Here is a 21,122-nt window from a genome sequence, read left to right as displayed (position 1 = left end):
TTGAGGAGTCGCAGAGCCGCGACACCGCTACCCGACGGGCAGCGGTGTCGCGACTGCGCGCGCCGCGGCCCGAGGACCCCGGCCGGTCCCAGCGGCGGGCCGCCGACCGACGTGGCCTTTGCCTCTGGAGGCTTTCACTCCTGCTGCTCCGCGACCTGGTCGTCGCGTCGCAGACTTGGGAACGCCGGGTGCCCGGGCCAGTGGCGCCGGACGCGGTCGCAGGTCCGGATCGACCATCGGTTCGCGGCCCCCGCCCGTCCGTCGCAGCCGCCGCAACGGGGCCTTGCCGGAGGCCACTTCCTCCGCACCCAGCGACACGCTCGAACCTGACTGCCGGCACTGCCGGGTGCTCCTCCGTTGCACCAGTACCAGGCAAACGAGGCGGAGCGGGAAGCCAACGGGTCAATGGTCTGCGGGCCGTCACTTCGGGGCATCGTATGGTCAAGGGGAGTTCATCAAGCCATTTGCTCCGACGACGTGCCCGTTCCCGCCTGGGTCGCATCCGTGCCCCAGCTGGCCAGCAATCGTAGAGCCTCCGCCGACGGGGAGTTCGGTTCGGCGTGGTAGGTCACCAACATCTACTCGTGGGCGTCGGCCTGGTGGAACGATTCGAGGCGGAGATCGAGTTCGCCGACGAGCGGGTGGTGCAGGCGCTGGATACCGTGGCACTTCTCCTTGACGTCGTGGGTGGCCCACAGCCCCCTGAACTCCTCGCTCTTCACGGAGAGTTCGCCCACCAGGGCGGACAACTGCGGGTCGTCCGGATGGGAGCCGGCGTCCATACGCAGCTGAGAGACGACGTCGCTGGCTTTGTGCTCCCAGTTCACGAACAGGTCACGGTACTCGGGCCGCAGGAACACCAGCCGCGCCCAGTTCTGCTCCCTCGCCGGCAGCTCGGCCCAGTCACCGAAGACAGCCGCGGCCATCCTGTTCCAGACGAGGATGTCCGAGCGCCGCCCCACGAGGATCGCCGGAACACTGTCCATGGTGTCCAGCAGTGTCCGCAGGGGGCCCCGGACCTGCCGGCTGCGGCCGGCCGGCTTCTTCTTCTGCTGTTTCGGCTTCGCCAGGTGGGTGAGGTGGAGGCGCTCGGCGTCGCTCAGCCGGAGCGCGCGGGCGATGGCGTCGAGGACCTCCACCGACACGGTCCGCCCGTTGCCCTGTTCGAGCCGCGTGTAGTACGCCACCGACACCCCGGCCAGCTGCGCCAGCTCCTCGCGGCGCAGCCCCGGCACTCGTCGGTAACGCCCGAAGCCCCGCAGACCCACGTCCTCCGGCTTCAGCCGGGCCCGTCTGGTGCGCAGGAACTCACTGAGCTCGGCACGCGGGTCCAGAGCGCCGGCGGCGGGCTCGTGCACCGGTTCGGGGTGTTCGTCCATGCCGCAAGTATCCATCGTCGGACACACACCATCCTGACCCAATCAGTGGTAGGCACGGCGGACGTACACAGATCCGTGACCTGGGCGTATACCGGCCCGCCCGAGAGGCTGGTCACTGTGCCCGGCCGGAAGGCAGCCGGGGCGTGACCTGCATCAGGAACGGAGCACATCCCATGAGCGCAACAGGTGCGAAGGAGTCGAGGACGCGCCGGAGCGAACCGGCCGCGGAGGTGGTCGGCCGCCTTCGTGCGACGTTCAACACCGGTGTCACCCGAGGACTGGACTGGCGTGTCAACCAGTTGCAGCGGCTGCGGGCGCTGCTGGTGGAGAACGAGCAGGAGCTGATCCAGGCGCTGTGGGCGGATCTGCGGAAGAACGCCGCCGAGGCGAAGGTGCAGGAGATCGACTTCACCGTCGCCGACATCGACGAGGCACTGGCGAATCTCGAGAACTGGCTTCGGCCTCGTCCGGTCGAGGTTCCCGCCCATTTCGGCGCCGCGACCACGGCCTACACCACGTACGACCCGCTCGGGGTCGTCCTGGTGATCGCTCCGTGGAACTTCCCGCTGCACCTTCTCATCGACCCCATCATCGGCGCGCTGGCCGCCGGGAACACGGTGGTGGCCAAGCCGAGCGAGATGTCGGTGCACACCTCGGCAGTGGCGTCACGCCTCCTGCGAGAGTACTTCGACGCCGACGTCCTCACCGTCGTCGAGGGAGGCGCCGAGGAGACCACGGCCCTGCTGGCGCAGCGTTTCGACCAGATCTTCTACACCGGCAACGGCACGGTCGGCCGGATCGTCATGGCCGCGGCAGCCAAGCACCTGACCCCCGTCACGCTCGAACTCGGGGGCAAGTCGCCGGTTTTCGTGGCGCCCGACGCCGATGTGGAGGAGACCGCGAAGCGGCTGGTCGGCGCCAAGTTCGGCAACGCGGGGCAGCAGTGCATAGCCCCCGACTACGTACTGGCCGACCCTGCCACGGCCGCCGCGCTGGTTCCGGCCCTGCGCGCGGCGGTCGAAGACCAGTTCGGTACCACCCCGCAGACCTCGGCAGGCTTCGGCCGGATCATCAACGAGCGGCACTTCGACCGGCTCACCCGTCTGCTCGATTCCGGCCGGGCGGCGGTGGGGGGCAGGCACGACCGTGACGACCTGTACATCGCACCGACCGTGCTCACCGATGTCGACCCCGCATCACCCGTCATGCAGGAGGAGATCTTCGGTCCGATCCTCGCCGTCGTCGAAGTCGAAGACCTCGATGCCGCCATCGCCTTCATCAACGAACGCGACAAGCCCCTCGCGCTCTACGCCTTCACCACCTCCGAGGCCGTCAAGTCGCGCCTCGTGAACGAGACGTCCTCCGGAGGTGTCGCCTGGGGCCAGCCGGTGATGCAGCTGCTCATGCCCGGCCTGCCTTTCGGTGGTGTGGGCGAGAGCGGTATGGGCCGCTACCACGGCCGGTACTCCCTCGAGACGTTCAGCCACCTCAAGGCCGTCGCGGACGCGCCGCTCAGCTGAGCCCGTGCTCTCCCGACACAGGCTGTCCGACTGGTGATCGGTCACGCAGAAAGTGCCTCCGACCAGCAGTGAAGAGCACTGAGGTCCCTGCTCCGCCGATCACCCGTTTCCGGACACGGCGCCTGGCCATGCCGCCGCCAACCTCTTTCACTTGAACCCTTCTTCGAAGGAAGCTGCCATGACCACCGCATTCGACCCGATCGACCTGGGCGGCAGGACACTCGCCAACCGCATCGCGATGGCGCCCATGACCCGTAGCCGCGCCGACGCTCCCGCAGCCACGGCGACGGAGCTGATGGCCACCTATTACGCCCAGCGCGCGAGCGCCGGCCTGATCATCACCGAGGGCATCCAGCCGTCGGCGGACGGCCAGGGCTACACCAACACGCCCGGCCTGCACTCCGCCCAGCAGGTCGACGCCTGGCGGAAGGTGACCGACGCCGTCCATGCCCGGGGCGGCACGATCTTCGCGCAGCTCATGCACACAGGCCGGATCAGCCACCCCAGTCTGCTGCCCGACGGACTCGTCCCTGTCGCCCCCTCTCCCGTCGCGGCGGCGGGCCAGGTGTTCACCCACCGAGGCCCCCAGGACTACGTCACGCCGAAGGAACTGGACGCGACCGACATCACGCGGACGATCGCCGACTACGCCGACGCCGCACGCAACGCGATCGCCGCCGGTTTCGACGGCGTGGAGATCCACGGGGCCAACGGCTACCTGGTCCACCAGTTCCTCGCCCCCAACACCAATCTGCGCACCGACAACTGGGGAGGCGGTGCCGCGAACCGGGCCCGCTTCGGCATCGAGGTCGCCACGGCCGTGGCGGAGGCGATCGGCAGCCACCGGACCGGCTTCCGTATCTCCCCCGGCAACCCCTACAACGACATCGCCGAGACCGACCCGGCGGACGTGCTGGAGACCTACACCAACCTGATCGCGGGACTCGCTCGGTTGGACCTCGCCTACCTGCACCTGGTCGAGAGCCCGGACCGCGACCTGACCGCCCGGCTGCGCGAGGACTGGCCGAAAGCGTTCATCCTCAACCCCTTCACCCACCCCGAGATCACCGGCCCCGGCGCCCTCGCCCACATCACGGACGGCTCCGCGGACATCATCGCCTTCGGCGCGCTGTTCCTGGCCAACCCGGACCTGCCCGCCCGCCTCACAGTCGGCGGCCCCTACAACACCCCTGACGCGGCCACCTTTTACGGCGGCGACCACACCGGCTACACCGACTACGCCACGCTGCCTACTGACATCGCATGACCTGAAAGGAAATCACCACCCGCGAGTACGGCAAGGCAGGACGCGTTCGTGACCGCGTCGGAGTGCGGCTGCCAGAACCGACGCCGCTACAGGTCCAGGGCCCTTCACACCGGAGGGCCCTGTCCGTTGCCCGCAGTGGGCAACGGACAGAACGAAACCTCATCCACAACTTCGCCTCGTACCACCGCTCCTGGCCCGTCGGCGGCTCAGGCACGGTCTGGGTGAGTGCCACGGACACAGGGAACTCCAGGCGACAGCCCTGCGGTGCGAGGTGCGCGCGCCCGCGTCGCGCGGCGGATGCCACCGAGCCGGTCCACCGGATCTGAGCACATCGGTGGTGCAGATGAGTACGACGACTCATGCCCCGGCAGGCGCCGACCGCCGACGATGAGATCAACATCGTCGAGACCGGGAGACTGCTCATGATCAGCCGCATCGCGGATCTGGTGGTGCCGGCTCTGGGCCGCCTGTCGGTGACCGCGGACCCGAGCGCCGAACTCGCGCCGGGCAGCATCATCGCCGCGAACCACACCTCGTTCGCGGACCCCGCCATCGTGATCGCCGCGCTGCGCCGCCTGGGCGCCGAGCCGGTCATCATGGCGGCCGCGGGATTGTGGCGCATCCCGGTGCTCGGCCGTGCGCTCGCCCGCGAAGGACACATCCCTGTATTCCGTGGCGACCGGCGGGCCGCAGCGGCACTGGACGAGGCGGCCGACGCTTTGGCGCGTGGGCGGCTGGTCCTCATCTACGCCGAGGGCGGGCTGCCCCGGCGCAGGGACGCCGCGGAGGCTGCCCCCGGGATGTTCCGCAGCGGGCTGGCCCGGCTCGCCGAGCGCACCGGCGCGCCCGTTGTGCCCGTGGGTCAGGCGGGCGCCCGCCTGGTCACCTCGGGCAGTGCGGTCAAGCAGATCGCAGGACTCGTCACCGCGCCCGTACGCAGGCCCGCCCTTCACGTCCATGTAGGGGCTCCGCTGTCCCTGACGAGTGATGGCACGGTGCGGGCTCGGAACGCGGTGACCGCTGCCTGGCGGACGGCGGCGGCCCGCCTGGGTCAGGGTACGGCGCCCGCCGCGTAGCCCGGGCCTGCCCGCAGGGTCGACGCCGGGCCCTGCGTGGCCCTGCGTCGCGGGCCGGCTCCCCTGCGGACGCGCATCCGTACCTCGTCCAGCGCCACGGGAACGACGTAAGCCTCCCCCGTATGCAGACCGTCATCGAGGAGTCCGGCCCGGGTGGAAACGACGATGCCCGCTTGGACGCCGGGGACACTTTGCACCCTGCCACCGCCGATGACGGCGAGGCCGTCCTCGGATCTGGCAGGCGCAAGGCTGACCCCATGAGCGTGTTCGAAGCCACCGGCAAGATGCCCTACGACTTCTCCCCAGCTCGTCCGCGCTGTATGGAACTGGCGGAGGAACTGTCCGCTCAAGACTCACCCGCTACCTGAAACACGGGGGAGTGGTGGCGCTCCAGAGGGTTCTGGAAGCCCGCCATCCATACCCTGGCGCCGTAGTTCAGCGCGTGTACCGTCATACGGCAGTCGGGCGGACCGGAGATCCGCACATGCCGATCGCTCAGGCAGGGCGCGGGCGGCGCGGTCAGAGCACTGGTGTGGTGGAGCGACACTGACCGGGTGGCTGACTCGCCAGATCCGGCAGAAGGAATCCGGTTGGGCCTGTCCGCGGACGATGCGTACCCTGTCGGACCATGTGCTATCACGCGTTCAACGGCGCCTTCCGGCACTACGTGTGCATCGCGTGCCGGCTCTCCTTCAAAGGGAGCACGTGGCCGATCCGGAAGCGCATATGCCCTGGCTGTCGTGAACAGCTCGTATTCGCCGGCTATGACTTCGCCGCGCCCCGGCGACGCGACACGAAGGCATGGTCCGTCGTTGCGACCGTGCTCGCGGAGGGGCTGACCTACGATCACCGCCCTGGCTGCGGCTGCTCGCCACTCCCTTCCTTCCGGCCCCGGACTCGAGCTCAGGTGCGTGTCCGGCGCCGCGCAGCTGAGCGGCTGGGCCTTCCTCTGTCGGTGACCCTCGCTCGCCGCGACGCCTTCACCTCGGAGAGCCGTGACGAGCAACCACCCCCGCCGTCGGCCGCGAAGCGCGATACGACCTGAGCGTCGCGTCGACGCGAAATGCCGCGCCGGCCGGATGAACGGTCAAGGCATGGTTCGCCCTGGGAAGATCCCGCTGTGGCTGGAGTGATCACGGCAACGCAGCCGTCCTGGATACTCCCGTTCGCTGGGCTGCGCCCATGCGACTTTCAAAAGCTGGTCACGCCGCTGCGCCGGGAAGGCGTCGATCGGACTCGCCGAGGGCGTCCCTGGTCACTGACGCTGGAAGATCGGGTGCTCCTGGTCGCCGCTTACTGGCGGACCAACCTGTCATTGCGGCAGCTCGCCCCACTGCACGGTATGAGGGGCCGCGAAGTTTCCGGACAGGCACCGTTCTCATCGCCGCCGGCGGCTACCAGGGCGCTGGCTTTGTGGTCCCGCATCGCCGGCCCGCAGGTGGCGAACTGTTCGGATGGAAGCATGAGCACAACCGCTCCCACAAACAGGTCAGGACTCGCGTCGAGCACGTCTACGCAATCTTGTCGAGCACGTCTACGCAATCTTGGGGATCGCCCACTTCCACGACCTTCGGGGACAGCACTCAGGGCCCTGCGGTGTCGCCGCCACGGGCGTTCGGCCCGCCACCACGACGACTCGCGGCGCCGGGTCTGTCGAGGAAAGCCACGGTCAGGGTGCGTTGAACAGAGCGGGGAAGCGGGGGGCCAGCCAGGGTTTGCGGCCCCAGGCGAGCACAGCTCCGCGTGCCATGGCCTGCCACGGGCCCAGACGTCCCAGGGCGATGAGGAGGAAGGCGACCGGCTCGGTGAGGATGGTGCAGTCCGAACGCTCCGGCGCGTCAGGGAGCACCTCGACCGTGCCGTCGGCGAACGTGACGCCGAAGGTCGCGCCACCCCGGACGCGCAAGGTGAAACGGGCCGTCAGGGCGGAGGCGGCAGCGACGCGGGGCATCGCCGTCTTCAGGAACGGCAGGCACAGCCCGACCCGCATCGCATTGATCATGTGCGGCCGACGCAGCCCGCGGGCGAGATCGTAACCGTGGCCCAGCATGTGGGCCAGCAGATACGAGGCGAGAATGTCCTGGTCCATTGGACCGAGCGGAGTCAGAAGTGTCCGGCCAGCGGTCCCGTCCGCCACGGCTCGGTCCACCGCGCCCAGGAACACGTCGGCCTGCTCCACGATCATCGCAGCCAGCGTTTCCGGCGTGCGCTCGGGGAACTCGATGAGACTCTGTGCGTTGGCCGCCGCGAGACTCTGCGGCGTGCCGTCTCCGTAGTGGCGTTCCTGGCCGGACGCGAGATCGGCCATCAGGCCGTTGGCCAGTGCCAGGTGGGCGGCCGTCTCGCCGACGGTCCACTCCAACTCCGGTACAGGAACGGTCATGTCCGTCTCACCGTCCAGGAGCGCGGCTATGGCACTGGCGGTCTCCCGTATCGCCTGCCCGAGTCCTTCAGGCAGGGAGTCCCCGGTCCTGGTCTGTGTTTCCCGGTCCACGCCGCTCGTTTCTCCTTGTGTCTCCGTGATCACGCGCTTGTAGCGCGGTACAAAACCAGACCCACCGGTCCGGGGCAAGGGCCGTGCGCGCCCGCATGCAGGGCGCTTCGAGAACCGAGACCGTCAGGAGAACGTGGGCACCGTCCTGGTGCCCACGCCGAGTGGTCCGGAGCCGCATCACCCTCACCAACGACGCCAGGACCGGCACTCATGGTGAGTGGCCCCGAAATCTCGGACGAGCATTCAACGGGGTTGTCCTGCACAAGGAAACGAGGATGAAGTGGCGCTGCCAATGAGTACTCGTCGCAGTTCCGCGAGGAAGCCGTCCTGATCGTGTTGGAGTCAAGCAAGACGATCTCCGAAGTCGCCCCGGAGCTTGAGCTGAACGCGGAGACGTTACGGTCCTTCTCCGTGCCGCCGCGCCGGCGGCCCCCACCTCGGGCCGCGCAGAACGGTCTCCGAGCCGACTTCATGCTGGTGGAGCCTGATCGGGCCGACCTGGAAGCCCTGGCTTCTCTCGCCGACGAGGGTCGGATCACAGTCCACAGCGATCGCACATTTCCTCTCGACCAGGTGATCGACGCCCACCGCATGGGCGAGAAGGGTCGAACCACAGGGAAGATCGTTCTGGTTCCGTAGACGAATGTGCTCGACAAGTGCGTGCCGTGCTGACGAGCCGGTCGGCGGCGTCGCTGAAAGGGTGGGCGGTATGCCCCTGGGGTCTTGATCCGGTCGCCCGGCATGCAACGCGGCGGCGAGCGGCTGGACATGGGGCGCGCGCCGTCTTCACACGGGCACCTCGCGCAGTGGGAGCTCGTCGGCCGCAGCGAGCATCTGAATGCAGGCCTGAGTACCGGTGCGGTGCCGATGATCCGCAGGACGCGGGAGTCGCGCGGCACCGATCAGAACGGAGCAGCCGATATGAGCGAAGCACAGGAGGAATCCCGACCCCGGGACCCGGGACCGGCGCCTGCCCCCGAAGTGCTGGAGCGGATCCGGCGGGAGCAGCGTCACACGCTGGGGCTGCTCACCGTCTGCGCGGTGGGTCTGGTGCCCTGGACAGTTCTGCTGGCGCTGACCCTGCCGTCCCACTACCAGGTCCACCAGTGGCGCCTGGCCTGGGTGGGGTTCGACGTCCTTCTCGTGGTCGCCATGACCGCCACGGCGTTCTTGGGCTGGCTACGGAACAACGCTGTCATCGTGCCGGCCATCGGCTGTGCCGTTCGACGTGCAGCCCAACATCGAGTTCGTCGGCAACGCCTACGCCGAGATTCGGGCACCCCGGGTACACCTTGCGGCGGGGTGGTGCGCGAGCACCCTGTCCGGCGCGAGTCTCCTGCCATCACACGAGGCTCGGCGACAGGAGAGACGCAATGGCCACGAACAGCGTCCCAGACGTCCCTCCAGAGAACGCCGTGATCCGCAGGTATGCGCTGCACCCGGCCGGCCTGGGCATCAACTCGACGTCTTCTCCGCACGGTGGCCGGTTCTGCTCGGCCGTCCCGCGTCGGGCGGCCTGCTGTCTTTCCGTATCGGTCATCCCGAGCGCGTGCCGGGCCTGAGCCCGCGCCGCGGTCTCGACGATGTTGTGACCGGCTGACCACTGCTGCCAGTCACTGCTCCCGGAACTCGAACAGTACGCACCGAGCGGGTTCATGGCCGGCGAGGAGACGCTCGGCACTGCCTGGCTGCACGCGGCCCAAGGCAGGCTCAGCCGCGCCCGCGAAATCCTGCGGATCGCGGCCGGCGACGCTCGTCGCACCGGCCACGTCCTGTCCGAGGTCCTCCTGCTCACAGACATCGCACGCCTCGGTGACGCCCCGAGCGTCCAACACCGCCTCGCCGAACTCGCGACCCAGTGCGACGGAGCCCTCACCCATGCCCGCGCACGGTTTGCAACCGCCCTCGCCGACAACGACCCGGGCCGCCTCGTGGAGTGCTCACACGCTTTCCAGCAGATGGGCTCGCCCATCCTCGCGGCGGAAGCGTCAGCCGCATCAGCCAGCGCCTGGACACACCAGGGTGAACCCCGCAAAGCAACTGCCGACGCCACTCGGGCCGCAGCGCTCGCGGCCCAGTGCGAGGACGCCAGGACCCCGCTCCTGTCCATGCTCGGCACCCCTTCCGTCCGCCTGACCAAACGCGAACAAGAGATCGCCCTGATGGCCGCCGCCGGGAATTCCAGCAAAACGATTTCCCAACACCTCACACTTTCTGTCCGAACTGTCGACAATCACCTCCAGAATATCTATCTCAAACTCGGAGTACGTACCAGGGCTGACCTGGCAAAAACCCTTGAATGCGAAGCGACCCGCCAGCAGAAATCGCCTGGAGGGTGACCTGAATATGCCGTCACTCAAGCCGGGACCGTCTTGTTCTGCAGGGGGAACGGCGGCCTCCCGCCGAGTATGCAGCGCCTCGAGACCCGTGTGCGTAATGGAGACGACCAGACGTCCCCCGGCCACCAGAACGCGCCGCACAGCACTGATCGCGGCTGCGAGGTCGGGCACGTTACCGTCACCCCGGATCTACCGCCGTCTGATCGACGAGCACTCCTCGTCCGAGGCGTTGCGTTGACCACTTGAACCCGCACCGATGAGAGGGCGCAAGCGTCCTGCGAGCAACCGCGAGGTCCGGCCAGGGACTGAGGGTCGGTGTTCACATCTTGCTCGCGACCACCATGTAGTTCTCGGCCTCAAGATCGAACGTGCTCAGTTCCGTTTGGAGTCCGACTCGGTGCAGTTCGACTTCGAGTTCCTCGTACCGGTAGGGCCAGCAGGACAGCAGCTCCGAGCGGACAAGAACCAACCCGGTCGCATCAACCTGCGCGATCGCAATCTCGATGTGGTGCTCCTCCTCCCAATGCGGCGCAATCTCCCAGCGGTAGACCACGACGGCATCGCGACCGTTCCGGCGGACGAGTCTGTCACTGATCTCCAGCCGGGAACCTCTGGCCCTCACGAGTTCCCAAGTGCGGGATGTGAGTACCAAGCGCCCGCCGGGGCGCAGAAGCCGTGACATCGACTCCAGAGCAGCACCCCTGCCTGTCGTACCCGCGGCATGGTGAAGCGAGTTGCCGACGCAGAACACCATGTCGAACGTGTTGTCCTGGAAATGGTCGGGCAACTCTTCCCAGTTCGCCCGTACGGCCCGGACGGATGCCCCGAACTCCTCAGACAACTCTGCAGTCCGACGAACCATCGCCTCGCTGGCGTCAGTTGCGACAACCTGCATGCCACGACCGGCGAGGCCAACCGCCAACTGTCCGGTTCCGCACGAACAGTCGAGGACGTGAGCATTCGACGGCAGGAGACTGAGGACGTCGTCGAACGACGCAGCGAACTCGGCTGGAGGCAACTTTGCATCCGAGATGAGCCATTCGTACACCTCGGCAAGCACGTCATAGCCTGTCACAACCACTACCTCCGTCACCCGGCAGACTCACGGTGGGACGTCAGTCCATCAGCGGAGAAAGCCGGGCACCAATGGTTTTCGCAAGGATGACTCTGACGGTGTTTGAGGTCAGCAGGATGGGCGCTGGGGCGGGGAATCGCGGTGGCCTTCCCGATCCCCGCGACCACCTCGTCCGCCGGCACCCCACGCGCCGGGCCCGAGCTCGGTGCGGTCTTCCACCCGCTGCTTGAGGCCGGTGTTGAAGGCGGCGTACCCGTCCTTTTTGGGTGTTCTGAGGAAGGGCCGGATCAGGGTGACCAGGGCGCCGGAGAATTCCTCGTGGTTGGTCAGGCGGGTGGTGCCGTCGTGGTTGGGGGAGAGGACGAAGGAGTGCTGGCCGTGGAACAGGTGTTTGATGCCGAGCGTGCCGACCCACCGCAGTTCCCGGCCAGGCGTCGCGACGGTGACCGTGGGCCTGAAGGTCATGCCCGGCATGCGCATCGTGAGCCGGTTTCCCACTTGAGCTGTTCCCTCGGCTGAGGAGAAGGTGCTCCACTCGCCGTAGGCGGCGAACTCGGTAAGGACGTCCCACACCGCCTGCGGGGTGGCGTCGATGTCGATGACGGCGGTGAGGACCGGCTTCATGGTGGTTTCCACTTCTGGCTGGTGCGGAGGAAGGGGCGGGGGCTCGGCGAGCGGGTGGTGTACCGGTGGCCGATGGGGCCGGGGACCGGCGTGGAGCGCAGTCCACGGCGGTCAGAACGTCACGCCCGGCGCGGCCCCGCGAGAGGGGGCGCTGTCGGCGCCGGTGGCCGTGGTCTCCCGCAGGCCGCGGTCGAGGAAGTTGATCATCCAGGTGAAGCTGTCGTCGATGTCGGTGGCGAACCGGAACCCGCCGGCTGCTTCCAGGGATGCGTATCCGTGCAGGACGGTGCGCAGCATCCGCAGTGCGTGGATCTGCTGGTCGGGGTCGATCCGGTAGCCGTGCAGCATGGCCGTCCAGGAGTCGACCACCCGGTTGAGGGCGTCGATGAGGGGGTCGTCGGGTCCGGTCGGGCGGGCGGCGTTGGCTGCGGCGTATCGGCCGTGGTGATCCTTGACGAATGTCCGCATCGCCTGTGCGCCGCGGATCAGGGCTTCGGTGCCGGACCGGCCCTGGATGGCGTCGCGGATGGCGTCGGCGCACTGGTTCATGGCCAGGATGGCGATCCGGTGGGCGAGGTCGGTCTGGCCGGTGACGTGTTTGTACAGCGAGGGGGTCTTGACCCCGAGCCGTTCGGCGACCAGGCCCATGCCGAGCTGGTCGAACCCGACCTCGTCGACCAGGGCGGCGGCGGCTTCGGTGACCGTCGCGGCGGTGAGTCCGGCTCTAGGCACGGCCGGCCGCCTTGGCCAGGAACGGCAGGGCCAGCGCGAGGACCTGGTCGGGGGTCTGGGCGTGCGGGTAGTGGCCGGCGCCGTCGATCACGGCCAGCTCGCCGAGGCCGGCGGGCAGGTCGGCGATGATCTTCGCGCCTTCGGCTCGGGGGTCGGCCCAGTCGGGGTCCAGGCTGCCTTCGACGATCAGGACCGGGCAGGTGACGTGGGCGAGCTGGGCGCCGGCGTCGGTGGGATTGGACTTGCACATGTCCTGCAGGGCCTTCATCCGGCCGGGCTCACTCAGTGTGGCCTCTATGCGGGTCACTTCGCTGTTCCAGTCGGCGGGCTTGGCCGGGTAGGCCACGTCGAGGTACTTCTTCCAGTCCGCCAGGCGTCCCCGGACGATGACCTGCGCCATCCGCATGTACCCGGTCCGGAAGCGCTTGACCCGGATCAGCCCGCCCAGGTCGACCGGCTGCGCACGGGTGAACGGAGCCAACTCGATCACTCCGCCGATCACATCGGGCGCAGTGGCGGCCGCGATGGTCGCTGCGCCGCCGCTGATCGACTGCCCGATGATCACGGCCGGGCCGCCGAGGTGACGCACGACGGCGACCAGATCTCCGGCGATGTCGGTGCGGCTGTAACCGTCCCAGCCGAGGCTGGACTCACCGCACCCGCGGATGTCGACGTTCGCGACCCGGTAACCGGCGGCCACCAGGCCGGGAACGAGGAAGCGGTAGGAGTGCCGGCTGTCGCCGATGCCGTGCGCCAGCACGACGAGGGGACCTTCCCCGGTCACGTCGAAGGCGATGGTGTTCTTGCCGATTCTCAGGTGCTCGGTCATGCCGTCCCCCATCAAAGTGGCTAATGTTGTTAGCCATAGACTAGTCACATTAGCTACCAGGGTCAACGCCACACCAGCCGCGCTCGATCGGGAGCCGAGCCCGGAGCGATGGGCTGTCGCACGGCGTAGGGCTGTTTTTCCGCGAGAACTACTGGACCCTCATCACCGCAGACGGAAGAGGGGGAGGGGGGCCGTCGGTGGCGGTCGGCCAGCCACTGCCGTGCCAGGCGGTAGTGCTTCGGTCCGTATCCGCGTTGAGAGTCCATGAAAGAGGGGAACCCCAGCCGACGCACGGCTGGGGTTCCTTGAGGCGGTGGGTGTCGGTCAGCAGGTGGACTCGCCCGTGCGGTGAACGGCTCTCTACGTGTCTGTCGGCGGATCCCGCCACATCGTGATCACCGCGGATCGGGCGGTTCAGCGCTGCAGGGTGAGCACGCCCGGCCGGTACGGCAGTTGTATGTAGGGGGTGCCCGACGGTGTGGTGGTGGACAGGCCCTGGTAGAGGAGTTGCAGGTTGCAGGGGTCGATGGTCATGGTCTGGTCGGGGTTGTTGCGGACCAGGTCACCGTGGCTGATGCTGTTGGTCCAGGTGGCGCCGCTGTTGGCCTTGCCGGCGAAGGGGTTGGACTCGGTGGCGGCCTGCGGGGTCCACGGACCGTTCAGGCTGGAGGCCGTGAACGAGCGGAAGAAGCGGTCCTCAGCCGCACCGCGAGCCTCGACGATCATGAGGTACTGGCTCTGGCCCTGGACCTTGTACACCTGTGGCGCTTCGAACAGGTTCTTCTCCGTGTCGCTCATGACCGTGGTGTACGACGAGCCGAAGCTGCTGGGGAAGTTCCCGACAGGCATGGTCGACCTGTAGATCTTGCCGTTGTCACCGGCGAAGAACATCGACATGGTCTGGTCGTCGGCGATCAGGGTCGGATCGATCGGGGTGCCGGTGGGGAGGCTGCCGGTGAACAACGGCTGCGGCGCGGACCAGCTGGTGGGGTCGGTGGGGTTGCTGGACGTGCGGTAGGCGAAGGTCCAAGCGGTACCCCACCCCAGTGAGGCCAGCACCCAGGTGTTCTTGGGCGCGAAGTAGAACAGCTGGGGCGCCACCGCGGACGAGGGCATGGTGATCTGGGCGGCCGAGGCCATGTCCGACCAGTTCGTGAAGGGAGCGAACCCCATCGATTTCCACGACGATCCGTCGGAGTAGGTCGCGTAGACCAGGTGTTTGCCGTTGGACGTCACGGTGGTGAAGTCCTTCAGCGAGGCCCACCCGTTCGCCGGCTGCGCCAGAGCGCCCGTCGAGGTCCACCGGTACGTTGACGGAAGGGCACACGAGTTGGTCGTGCCGGACAGACCGGTCCACTTCTGGTTGCCGGCGCCGTTGCACGTCGCGATCTCCACCGCGGTGCCGTTGGCCGTACCGGCGCCGGTCACCGCCAGGCACAGCCCGGACTCCACGGCGACGACCGTGCCGTCGGTGTTCACCCGCCACTGCTGGTTCGAACCGCCGTTGCAGGCCCAGATCACCGGCCGTGTACCGGCCGTCGTGGCGTGGCCCGGGACGTCCAGACACTTGTTGCCGTACACGGTGAGCCGGTTGCTGTCCGTCAGCGTCCACTGCTGGTTGGTCCCGCTCCAGCAGTCCCAGATCTGCAGGTTCGTGCCGTCGGTCTGGCCGGCGCCCGGCACATCGAGGCATCGGCCGGAACCGGCACCGCGCAGGGCGCCGCTGGTGGCCGCCTGGGCCGGGCCGGCGACGAGTAACGCGCCCAAGGAGACCAGGGCCGTGACCGTGGCGGCGAGTACCACGGACAGCGGTTTGCGGCGGGAAGTACGTCTGCGCATGGAGACCTCGTGATCCTTGAGTAAGCGGTGCTGGTGGCCTTCGTCGGAGGCTGCGCGCTTGCCGATGCGATGCGGCTCTGGCATTTGTTCGGCATGTCGAACTCAGGTCGGAATGTCGATCGACCTGAGGATGAGAGAGCGGACGAACGGCGTCAATACTTCTCGCACGATTCGCGCCCCGCCCCGCCCGAGTCCGCGTAGAGCAACTGCCCACCCGTACAAAGGTGGTGCCAGGAAAAGCCCCGTGCTGCTGGACCACCGCGCGCAGCCGGGTCAGGTTCTTGTGCGCGGCTTCGGTCTGCCCAGACGCTGGTCAGCGCCTGCCGCACCACGAAGCGCCCTGAAAGAATCCTCCGGATCGAGGCAACCCTTTGCGAGGCCTGTGACCACAAGAGGTCATGATCCAGCCCATGTGGCCTTCCCCCGGCCCTTCCGGCCGCTGGATCCGACTGACATCTGGTGTGTACGGCACGCAAGGAGAGCACCTCCCCATGAAGAACCCGACCAACGGCGGACGCCGTGGGCGTCACCGCCGTCGCTGGACCGCGACTGGTCTGCTGCTCGGCGCGCCCACTCTCGTCGTGCCGTATCTCCTGTTCTCGCAGGAGGACTCGCAGGCCGCGACGGTCGAGGCGGGCGCCTACTACCGGCTGGTCTCGGTGAGCAGCGGCAAGGTGCTGGACGTCAACGCCTACTCCACCGCCGACGGCACCCGTATCCAGCAGTGGACCGACCAGAACACCCCCAACCAGCAGTGGAGGCTGCGGTCCACCGGGGACGGCTACTACGAGCTGGTGAACCGCAACAGCGGCAAGGTGCTGGGTGTGGAGGGTGCTTCGACCGCCTCGGCCGCCTTCACCGAGCAGCAGACCGACAGCTCGTCCACCGCCCAGGAGTGGCGGATCGACGATGTGAGCGGTTCCTCCGCCGTCACCCTCACCTCCCGCAAGAGTGGCCGGCTCCTGGACGTCCGCGGACACTCCAAGGACAACGGCGCGGCCATCATTCAGTACTCCGCCACGGGCGCCGCCAACCAGCAGTGGAAGCTGGTGAAGACGGCCGAGACCCAGACCTCCGGGACCGGTGAGGCACAGACCACGGCCGCGGCAGGACCGTATGTGTGGAAGAACGCCCAAGTGGTGGGCGGCGGTTACGTCACCGGGTTGGTGTTCAACCCGAAGGAGAAGGGCCTGCTGTACGCGCGCACCGACATGGGCGGCGCCTACCGCTGGGACACCGGGGCGCAGCAGTGGATCCCGCTGACCGACTGGCTCGGTGAGAAGGACTGGAACCTGCTGGGCATCGACGCGCTGGCCACCGACCCCGTCGACCCCAGCCGGCTCTACCTGTCGACGGGCACCTACACCAACGAGTGGGCGGGCAACGGCGCGATCCTGCGCTCCACCGACCGGGGACGTACTTTCCAGCGGACCGATCTGCCCTTCAAGCTGGGCGGCAACGAGCCGGGCCGGGGGGCGGGCGAGCGGCTCGTGATCGACCCCTCCGACCATGGGACGCTGCTGCTGGGGACCCGTAAGAACGGCCTGTGGCGCAGTAAGGACTACGGTGTGACGTGGCGTCAGGTCTCGGCGTTCCCGGTCAAGGACGGTGCGGGCAGCGGCGCGGGAATCTCCTTCGTGACGTACGGGCCGGCCGGCAGTAACACGGTGTATGTCGGTGTCAACGACACGTCCACGCCTTTGTACCGTTCGACCGATGGGGGCAGTAGCTGGCAGGCGGTTTCCGGGCAGCCCACCGGTCAGATGCCGCAGCACGGTGTGGTCACGGGTGACGGGTCGCTGTACCTGTCCTACAGCAACAGCATCGGCCCCATGGACGCGACGGCGGGCTCGGTGTGGAAGTACACGCCGTCCGGCGGCGTGTGGAAGAACATCTCGCCCTCGCAGGGCGGTTACGGGTTCTCCGGTCTGGCCGTCGACCCGCGGAAGCCGTCCACGGTGATGGTCACCACCCTGGACCGCTGGTGGCCCGAGGACGAGATCTACCGGACCACCGACGGCGGCACGACCTGGAAGGCCCTGGCCGACAAGTCGCAGCGGGATGCCTCCGGTGCTCCGTATGCCGGTACGCACACCGGGCACTGGATGACCGCGCTGGCCATCGATCCCTTCGACTCCGGGCACGTGTTGTACGGCACCGGCAACGCCATCTGGGGCAGCAAGGACGCGAACGCCTCCGACAGCGGCGGCACCAGCCACTGGGTCTCCGGAGCGCGCGGGCTGGAGGAGACCTCGTTGGCGGACGCGATCGCCCCGCCCGGCGGCGCCACCGTCATCACCTCCATGGGCGACCAGGGTGGCTTCCGCCACGACTCCCTGGCCGAGGTGCCCTCCGGGCGGCTGAAGAACCCGCTGATGAGCAGCAGCACCGACATCGACTTCGCCCAGTCCGCTCCCTCGGTGATGGTCCGTGTCGGGACCGGCGGCGCGCAGGACGGCGCCTACTCCACCGACGGCGGCAGCACCTGGAACGGCTTCACCGCCGAACCGGTCCCCAGCGCGAACATGGGCCATGTCGCCCTCGCCGCGGACGGCACCACCGTCGTCTGGGCCGAATCAGGCCAGGTTCCCTACCGCTCGAAGGACAAGGGGGCGAGCTGGTCGAAGGTCAGTGGCCTGGGCGCCGACGCCGTCGTCGTCGCCGACCGCTCCTCGGCCAACACCTTCTACGCGCTGACCAACGGCACGCTCAACGCCAGCACCGACGGCGGCGCGACCTTCTCCCCCCGTGCCACCAACCTGCCCTCCGGCCGCCTCACCGCCGTCCCCGGCATCAGCGGTGACCTGTGGATCTCCGGCGGCGACAGGGGGCTGCTGCACTCCACCGACGGCGGCCGTACCTTCACCACGCTCGGGTCGGTGAAGTCCGCTTCCGCCCTCGGCTTCGGCAAGGCCAAGACGGGCACCGACTACCAGGCCCTCTACCTGATCGGCACCGTCAACAACGTGACCGGGGTGTTCCGCTCCACCGACAAGGGCGCCACCTGGCTCCGCGTCAACGACGACGCCCACCAGTGGGGCGCCATCGGCAGCCTCGGCGTCATCACCGGCGACCCCGACACCTACGGCCGGGTCTACATCGGCACCAACGGACGCGGCCTCCAGTACGGCGACCCGTCCTGATCGCAGCACCTCATTCACACGGCGGGGCCGCAGGCACAACTGCCTGTGGCCCCGCCGTGGTTGACGGACGTACGTCAGGGGACAGCGGGGGCGCGGATGGCGCCGCGGCTGCCAGACGCGCTCCTCCTGGAAACCGCTGCAACGCTTCATGGGTCGCTCTCAGCCATCTGCGGAACATGGAATGTCTGCGGCAAATGAAAGGCCACTTGAGGGGATCAAAGCGCCTATTCTGCTCTGCGTATACGTACTTTCATCCTCTCAACTGTTGACACGGGGCAGTTACGTGACTGACCTTCATGCGTAACATCCGGCGCTTCGGAGCCCGCCTGGAGAGCCACGCCCAACCGGGAGAACACCCATGTCGTCAGGAAGACCGTCCCGCCGTACTTTCCTGGGGGCTGCCGCCGCCACGGCACTGCCCGTCGTCCCTGCCTTCTCGAGCCTGGTGTCCCAGGCGGCAGCCGCCGAGCTGCAGACCAACCTGGAGAAGCTGGTCAACATGCGGTTCGGCATGTTCAACCACTTCAACCTGGGCACGTTCACCAACGAGGAGTGGGCAGAGCCGAACCAGAACCCCGCTCTGTTCGCCCCCACGGCCGTTGACTGTGCCCAGTGGGCGGACGCCGCGGCGGCGGCGAAGATGAGCTACGGCATCCTGACGACCAAGCACCACGACGGCTTCGCCCTGTGGCCGAGCGCCTACGGCACCCAGAACGTCGCCAACAGCTCCTACAAGCAGGACGTGGTGAAGGCGTACTGCGACGCCTTCCGAGCCAAGGGACTGAAGGTCGGACTCTACTACTCGATATGGGACCGCACCTTCGGCGTCGAGGCGTGGGAGAGCCGGCACAAGGTGTCCGGGCTCGACACCACGGATGCCATCCAGCCCGGCGACATGACCTTCATCCTCGGCCAGATCACCGAACTGCTCACCAACTACGGCACCATCGACATGTTCATAACGGATGGTTACGCGTGGCAGATGGGCCAGCGGGCCGTCTCCTACCAGCGGATCCGCGAGCACGTGAAGTCGCTCCAGCCGGACATCGTCATGATCGACCACGGTGCGCTGTCGGTGCCGTTCCTCGGTGACGCGATCTACTTCGAGGAGCCGCTGGGTGTCTCGGCGCCGACCGGAAACACCTACGCCGCCACGCAGGGGCAGACGATCAGCAACGGCTGGTTCTGGCATCCGTCCACGCCGACCGAGGGCCTGATGGGCAAGGACGCGATCCTGTCCCACCTGGCGGACCTGGAACCGAAGTACACCTCGTTCATCCTCAACTGCCCGCCCAACCGCAACGGCAGGCTGGACACCAACATCGTCAACCGGCTCGCCGAAGTCGGGGCGGTATGGAGCCCCAACACCTCCCGGCCGCCGCTGCCCACCCAACTCCTCCGCGCCGAGCACCCCGTCACACCCGTCAGTGCCTACGCGACCGGCTTCCACACCGGCGAGGGACCGCTCAACGCCATCGACGGGCTGAGCGACAGGGGCTACGAGACCTGCTGGTCGACCTGGGGACTGTCCCCGGCCCTGCCCCACTCGATCACGATCGACCTCGGCGGGGTGTGGAGCAACGTCTCCACCCTGGAGTACCTGCCCAAGCAGTGGAACCGCAGCAACACCACCGACGGCGACATCACCTCGTACACCATCTCCACGAGCACCGACGGAACGAACTTCACTCAGGTCGCCACCGGCGCCTGGGCCGGAGACCGCGCCACCAAGGTGGCCGAATGGCCCGCCCGGAACGTGGGATTCGTACGCATCCAGGCCAACGCGGCCACCGGCGGCTACGCCAACATCGGCGGCCTTCACATCGGCGGCCGGACCGCCAAGCCGGCCCTGGTGTCGAGTGTCCTCCCGGGCGACGGCACGGTCTACCGCATCGTCAACCGCAAGAGCGGCGAGGTCGTCGACGTGTTCGACTTCGGCACCGCCAACGGCACCAACATCCAGCAGTGGCCGTGGCTGAACAACACCGCCCAGAAGTGGACCTTCGCCTCCACCGGTGACGGCTACTACGAGATCAAGAACGTGAACAGCGGCAAGCTGATGGAGGTGGCCGGACTCTCGCGGGTGGACGGCGGAAACGTCTCCATCTATGCGGACAGCAACGTTCCCCAGCAGCACTGGGCGGTTACGCCCACCGGTGACGGCTACTACTACCTCACCAACCGGTTCAGCGGGCTGTCGCTCAACGTCGACTCGGGCTCGACCGCTGACGGGGCCAACATCAACCAGCTCACCTACACCCGCGCACTCGAGCAGCAGTGGCAGATCATCGCCCTCTGACAACCGCGGCAACAGTCGGCGCCTTCACCGACGACCGTCGTCGGTGGAGCCATGTACGCGACCTTGCCCGAGGCGACGGACGCGGGGGCACCCTCATCGAAGAGGGCGCTCTTGCCGCTGCCGCTCGGGCCGATGAGGGCCGCTAACTCGCCCGGCTCCACGGTCAGTTCGATGTCGCGCGGTACTTCGAGCGACCCGAACGCCCTTCTCGCGCCACGTGCTTCGAGGCTCACGACCGGCCCTCCTTCGCCAGGGCCCGTTCCCTGGGCGGAACGAGCCGTCGGAGCAGGTACGTCGCCCAGAACAGGGCGATGCTCAGTGGCGCCGTCAGGGCGACCGCCGCGAACACCAGGTCGGTGCGGAACGCGCTCTTCCAGCCGTCCGGGAGGGTGAAGCCGGAGAGTCCGGCCCTTCCGTTCGGGCCGGTGTGCAGGTGACATCGACCGCGGACGGTCGTCCGCTCGGTCCGGGTCGGAGGCGGCGGGCGCACTACCGCCTCCGCGCCC

At 68.0% G+C, this 21,122-nt stretch carries 15 protein-coding genes and 3 pseudogenes; 9 read left to right on the top strand and 9 right to left on the bottom strand.

Annotated elements, in window-relative coordinates:
- Positions 1–455 precede the first annotated feature (455 nt).
- A pseudogene (locus tag PV734_RS19715) lies at positions 456–1,379 on the bottom strand (helix-turn-helix domain-containing protein).
- 173 nt (positions 1,380–1,552) lie between these two features.
- Here PV734_RS19715 and PV734_RS19710 point away from each other — a divergent pair.
- From PV734_RS19710 to PV734_RS19690, 5 genes and pseudogenes are all read left to right on the top strand, one after another.
- Positions 1,553–2,899, top strand: a complete 1,347-nt coding sequence (locus PV734_RS19710; RefSeq protein WP_319290611.1) for an aldehyde dehydrogenase family protein — start codon at positions 1,553–1,555, stop codon at positions 2,897–2,899.
- A gap of 178 nt (positions 2,900–3,077) precedes the next feature.
- Positions 3,078–4,166, top strand: a complete 1,089-nt coding sequence (locus PV734_RS19705) for an alkene reductase (RefSeq protein ID WP_319290609.1) — start codon at positions 3,078–3,080, stop codon at positions 4,164–4,166.
- Positions 4,167–4,588: 422 nt separating this feature from the next.
- Positions 4,589–5,242, top strand: a complete 654-nt coding sequence (locus PV734_RS19700; RefSeq protein WP_319097537.1) for a lysophospholipid acyltransferase family protein — start codon at positions 4,589–4,591, stop codon at positions 5,240–5,242.
- Positions 5,243–5,364: 122 nt separating this feature from the next.
- Positions 5,365–5,610 (top strand): annotated as a pseudogene (locus PV734_RS19695) (MerR family transcriptional regulator); the annotation flags it as partial.
- Positions 5,611–6,362: 752 nt separating this feature from the next.
- Positions 6,363–6,760: pseudogene (locus PV734_RS19690) on the top strand (transposase family protein); the annotation flags it as partial.
- A gap of 151 nt (positions 6,761–6,911) precedes the next feature.
- Here the strand turns inward: PV734_RS19690 and PV734_RS19685 are convergent.
- The gene (locus PV734_RS19685; RefSeq protein WP_319097522.1) at positions 6,912–7,736 is read right to left on the bottom strand and encodes a maleylpyruvate isomerase family mycothiol-dependent enzyme; all 825 of its coding nucleotides are present in this window, start codon (positions 7,734–7,736) and stop codon (positions 6,912–6,914) included.
- A 333-nt stretch (positions 7,737–8,069) separates the two neighbouring features.
- Here PV734_RS19685 and PV734_RS19680 point away from each other — a divergent pair, with 333 nt between their 5' ends.
- Both PV734_RS19680 and PV734_RS19675 read left to right on the top strand, forming a co-directional pair.
- Positions 8,070–8,375, top strand: a complete 306-nt coding sequence (locus PV734_RS19680) for a zinc-binding dehydrogenase (protein ID WP_319290607.1) — start codon at positions 8,070–8,072, stop codon at positions 8,373–8,375.
- A 1,016-nt stretch (positions 8,376–9,391) separates the two neighbouring features.
- A complete protein-coding gene (locus tag PV734_RS19675) occupies positions 9,392–10,075 on the top strand; it encodes a helix-turn-helix transcriptional regulator (protein WP_319290605.1) in 684 nt (227 codons plus the stop codon).
- Between the two features lie 319 nt (positions 10,076–10,394).
- Here the strand turns inward: PV734_RS19675 and PV734_RS19670 are convergent, their stop codons facing one another.
- From PV734_RS19670 to PV734_RS19650, 5 genes are all read right to left on the bottom strand, one after another.
- Positions 10,395–11,150 carry a class I SAM-dependent methyltransferase gene (locus PV734_RS19670; RefSeq protein WP_319290880.1) on the bottom strand — a complete coding sequence of 252 codons (756 nt, stop codon included), beginning with the start codon at positions 11,148–11,150 and terminating at the stop codon, positions 10,395–10,397.
- 108 nt (positions 11,151–11,258) lie between these two features.
- A complete protein-coding gene (locus tag PV734_RS19665; protein WP_319290603.1) occupies positions 11,259–11,774 on the bottom strand; it encodes an SRPBCC domain-containing protein in 516 nt (171 codons plus the stop codon).
- 111 nt (positions 11,775–11,885) lie between these two features.
- Positions 11,886–12,506 (bottom strand): TetR-like C-terminal domain-containing protein, encoded by a 621-nt coding sequence (locus tag PV734_RS19660; protein ID WP_319097492.1) that lies wholly within the window; start codon positions 12,504–12,506, stop codon positions 11,886–11,888.
- The gene (locus PV734_RS19655; protein WP_319290601.1) at positions 12,499–13,335 is read right to left on the bottom strand and encodes an alpha/beta hydrolase; all 837 of its coding nucleotides are present in this window, start codon (positions 13,333–13,335) and stop codon (positions 12,499–12,501) included. Before PV734_RS19655 ends, PV734_RS19660 begins: the two co-directional genes overlap by 8 nt.
- A 414-nt stretch (positions 13,336–13,749) precedes the next feature.
- Positions 13,750–15,174: a non-reducing end alpha-L-arabinofuranosidase family hydrolase gene (locus PV734_RS19650; RefSeq protein WP_319290599.1), complete on the bottom strand. Its 1,425-nt coding sequence runs from the start codon at positions 15,172–15,174 to the stop codon at positions 13,750–13,752.
- Between the two features lie 491 nt (positions 15,175–15,665).
- Here PV734_RS19650 and PV734_RS19645 point away from each other — a divergent pair, with 491 nt between their 5' ends.
- Both PV734_RS19645 and PV734_RS19640 read left to right on the top strand, forming a co-directional pair.
- On the top strand, positions 15,666–18,317 hold the full coding sequence (locus PV734_RS19645) for an RICIN domain-containing protein (protein WP_319290598.1): 2,652 nt from the start codon (positions 15,666–15,668) through the stop codon (positions 18,315–18,317).
- 358 nt (positions 18,318–18,675) lie between these two features.
- On the top strand, positions 18,676–20,616 hold the full coding sequence (locus tag PV734_RS19640; protein WP_319290596.1) for an RICIN domain-containing protein: 1,941 nt from the start codon (positions 18,676–18,678) through the stop codon (positions 20,614–20,616).
- On the opposite strand, the gene PV734_RS19635 is transcribed toward PV734_RS19640, so the two are convergent.
- Both PV734_RS19635 and PV734_RS19630 read right to left on the bottom strand, forming a co-directional pair.
- Entirely contained in the window at positions 20,571–20,849 is a 279-nt protein-coding gene (locus tag PV734_RS19635) for an ATP-binding cassette domain-containing protein (RefSeq protein ID WP_319290594.1), read from the bottom strand. The genes PV734_RS19640 and PV734_RS19635 overlap by 46 nt on opposite strands.
- Positions 20,846–21,106 carry a hypothetical protein gene (locus PV734_RS19630; RefSeq protein ID WP_319290592.1) on the bottom strand — a complete coding sequence of 87 codons (261 nt, stop codon included), beginning with the start codon at positions 21,104–21,106 and terminating at the stop codon, positions 20,846–20,848. The genes PV734_RS19635 and PV734_RS19630 overlap by 4 nt, the downstream gene beginning before the upstream one ends.
- Between the last annotated feature and the right edge of the window lie 16 nt (positions 21,107–21,122).

Source organism: Streptomyces sp. AK08-02, assembly GCF_033795085.1.
Taxonomy (GTDB): Bacteria; Actinomycetota; Actinomycetes; order Streptomycetales; family Streptomycetaceae; genus Streptomyces; species Streptomyces echiniscabiei.
This window is presented reverse-complemented; position numbering and strand designations above follow the sequence as displayed.

Coding starts and splice junctions, on each gene's coding strand:
- PV734_RS19710 (WP_319290611.1), top strand. CDS start 1,553: ATGAGCGCAACAGGTGCGAAGGAGTCGAGGACGCGCCGGAGCGAACCG.
- PV734_RS19705 (WP_319290609.1), top strand. CDS start 3,078: ATGACCACCGCATTCGACCCGATCGACCTGGGCGGCAGGACACTCGCC.
- PV734_RS19700 (WP_319097537.1), top strand. CDS start 4,589: ATGATCAGCCGCATCGCGGATCTGGTGGTGCCGGCTCTGGGCCGCCTG.
- PV734_RS19675 (WP_319290605.1), top strand. CDS start 9,392: ATGGCCGGCGAGGAGACGCTCGGCACTGCCTGGCTGCACGCGGCCCAA.
- PV734_RS19665 (WP_319290603.1), bottom strand. CDS start 11,774: ATGAAGCCGGTCCTCACCGCCGTCATCGACATCGACGCCACCCCGCAG.
- PV734_RS19655 (WP_319290601.1), bottom strand. CDS start 13,335: ATGACCGAGCACCTGAGAATCGGCAAGAACACCATCGCCTTCGACGTG.
- PV734_RS19650 (WP_319290599.1), bottom strand. CDS start 15,174: ATGCGCAGACGTACTTCCCGCCGCAAACCGCTGTCCGTGGTACTCGCC.
- PV734_RS19645 (WP_319290598.1), top strand. CDS start 15,666: ATGAAGAACCCGACCAACGGCGGACGCCGTGGGCGTCACCGCCGTCGC.
- PV734_RS19640 (WP_319290596.1), top strand. CDS start 18,676: ATGTCGTCAGGAAGACCGTCCCGCCGTACTTTCCTGGGGGCTGCCGCC.